We start from the raw sequence: 293 nt of genomic DNA on the forward strand, positions 1-293 counted from the left end.
AGGTTTAGAGATTGTTCACCCCGACTTTAAGTTCTTCAACGAAGGCAAAACCGTCGCGACTGAATCCAGCCTCACCCCTGTTTATCCGACTACTGATGGCCTGCGTCAATTGACCCTACGCACGCTTACCGATCAAGCGTTAGAGCTGCTGGACAAGTCAGCGGTCAATGAACTATTACCGAGTGGCTTGTATGATGCTCAGCTGTCTCTTAATCAAGCACTGCATATTGTTCATCGCCCTGAGCCTGAGATTGACCTAGAGCAATTTGATTTGGGCCGTCATCCATCGCAAC

The 293-nt window shown here is 49.1% G+C and carries 1 pseudogene; it reads left to right on the forward strand.

Annotated features, from left to right (window positions below):
- Window positions 1-293, forward strand: a pseudogene (locus AB4585_RS29320) (ATP-dependent DNA helicase RecG); the annotation flags it as partial.

Origin of the sequence: Vibrio sp. 10N.222.49.C9 (assembly GCF_041474985.1) — a bacterium.
Classification (GTDB): Bacteria; Pseudomonadota; Gammaproteobacteria; order Enterobacterales; family Vibrionaceae; genus Vibrio; species Vibrio crassostreae_C.